The following is a 2,142-nucleotide window of genomic DNA, read 5'->3' as shown; positions in this document are numbered from 1 at the left end:
CCAGCGGTGACGGGTCAGCAGCCGCACGCCGCGCCCCGCAAGCCGGGCAAGCCACGCGCGCAGCAGGGGGGACGCCTTCATGGCGCGGGGAAAGATCCGGCCGCTGCTGCCGGTAAAACAGGACTGCCCCAGCCCCTGCGCCCATTCCACCATGTCGCGCGGGGAAAAGGCGGACAGCGCGGCTTCCATCATCGGGCGCGCCGCGCCGTAGCGCGCGGCGAACAGATCGGCGGTTTCGGAATGGGTCAGGTTGAGGCCACCGCGCCCGGCCATGAGCAGCTTGCGGCCCATGGTGGGCATCTGTTCCGCCACGCTGACGGCGCAGCCCCGCGCGGACAGGACTTCAGCCGCCGCCAGCCTGCCGGGCCGCCGCCAATAATGGCGACATGCGGTCTGGAAACGAATTCGATCATCAGATGATGTAATCAATCGGGGGCAATGTCTGGTCCATGGTGAAGGCGGGCAGGCTGGAATGCCGCGTGCCCACCACGCGGGCCGGATTGCCGACAACGGTGGTGTAGGGCGCCACGGATTCCAGAACAATGGACCCCGCGCCGACCTTGGCCCCCTCCCCGATTTCGATATTGCCCAGAATCTTGGCCCCCGCCCCGATCAGCACGCCACGGCGCACCTTGGGGTGGCGGTTGCCTATGTTCTTGCCCGTGCCGCCCAGGGTCACGCCCTGCAGCAGCGAGACATCATCCTCCAGCACCGAGGTCTCGCCAATGACGATGCCGGTGCCATGGTCGAGCAGGATGCGCCGCCCCAGCCGGGCAGCGGGATGGATATCGACCGCGAACAGCTCGGAGCAGCGACTTTGCAGGTGCAGCGCGAGATAGCCGCGCCGGTTATGCCACAGCCAGTGGGCCACGCGGTGCCCCTGCACGGCGTGGTAGCCCTTGAAGAACAGGAAAGGCGTCACGTAATCCGCCGTGGCCGGGTCGCGCTCACGTATGGCGACCAGATCCGCCGCCGCCGCGCCCACGATGTCGGGGTCGGCCTCGAACACCTCCATCACCAGTTCGGCCAGCGCGTCATCCGCCACCGACCGGTCGCCCAGCTTGCGCCCGATCAGCGCCGCCAGCGCGCCGCGAAAGGACGAATGGTTGCGGATGCCCGTGGCCAGCAGTCCCTTGACCAGCGGATCGCAGCAGCCGCAGGCGCCATCCACGATTTCTTCCCACAGCCGGACCGGATCAACCGGGCCCAGGGTTGACGGGCGGGCGGGCTTGACACGCCTGTTCGCGGGAATGGCAGCAGACTGCTTGTGAGACATGACGGTTCCGTTCCGGCCATGCGGCCTTGGTTAGCAATGTACGCGCGCGCAGGTTACAGCCCCATGGCCTGCCGGGCAAAGCCGCGACGCAGCGGTGTGATGCGATTTATCGCCGCCAGCCCCACATCGCGCGCCGCGCGCAGCACGGGGTTGTCGTTGCCGAACACGCGTTCGAGCATATCGGTCGCCGCCAGCATCAGCAGGTTGGCGGGCCGGCAGCGCGCCTGATAGGCCCGCAGCACGTCGGGCGCGCCCACATCCCCGCCACGGGCATGCGCCGCCCCCACAATATCCACCAGCGCTTGATGTCCCGGAACCCGAGATTGAGCCCCTGCCCCGCGATGGGGTGCATCCCGTGGGCCGAATCCCCCACCAGCGCCAGCCGCGTATCAACATAACGCTGCGCGTACTGGGCGGAAAGCGGATAGACCCACCGCCGCCCCACGGGCGTCAGCGCGCCCAGCCAGTCATCGCCCATGCGGCGGCGGATTTCGTGGGTGAAGGCTTCATGCGGCAGTTCGGCCTGCCGGTAGGCCACCTTCTCGCTCTCGGTCCACACCACGGCGGACAGGTTGGGATAATCCGCCGTGGGGGCCATGGGAAGCTGCGCGAACGGACCGGCGGGCAGGAAATGTTCCAGCGCCCGCCCCCCATGCGGGCGTTCATGGGCCACGGCGCAGATGATCCCGCACTGGTTGTACGGCAGGCGGGTCACGGGAATGCGGGCCTGCTCGCGCAGCGGGCTGCGCCGCCCCTCCGCCGCGATGACGAGCCGGGCGTTGATCACATGCCCGCTGGTGGTGTGGATCACCGCCCCTTCGGCGCGGTGGGTCACGCGGGCCTCATCGGGGGCGAAAACCCGCACG

At 68.8% G+C, this 2,142-nt stretch carries 1 protein-coding gene and 2 pseudogenes; all 3 read right to left on the bottom strand.

Annotation, left to right across the window (positions count from 1 at the left end):
• A pseudogene (locus tag JCM25156_RS24815) lies at nt 1–413 on the bottom strand (NAD(P)/FAD-dependent oxidoreductase); the annotation flags it as partial.
• Nucleotides 413–1,276: a serine O-acetyltransferase gene (cysE, locus tag JCM25156_RS14545; protein WP_025813641.1), complete on the bottom strand. Its 864-nt coding sequence runs from the start codon at nt 1,274–1,276 to the stop codon at nt 413–415. The pseudogene JCM25156_RS24815 and the gene cysE, both read right to left, overlap by 1 nt.
• Nucleotides 1,277–1,329: 53 nt before the next feature.
• A pseudogene (locus tag JCM25156_RS24810) lies at nt 1,330–2,142 on the bottom strand (FAD-dependent monooxygenase); the annotation flags it as partial.

The organism is Komagataeibacter kakiaceti JCM 25156 (assembly GCF_000613305.1).
The sequence above is the reverse complement of the archived record's forward strand: the minus strand, read 5'-3'. Positions and strand labels throughout refer to the sequence as shown.

What these genes read in the sequence shown, in the direction of transcription:
- cysE (WP_025813641.1), bottom strand. Translation starts at nt 1,276, where the DNA reads ATGTCTCACAAGCAGTCTGCTGCCATTCCCGCGAACAGGCGTGTCAAG.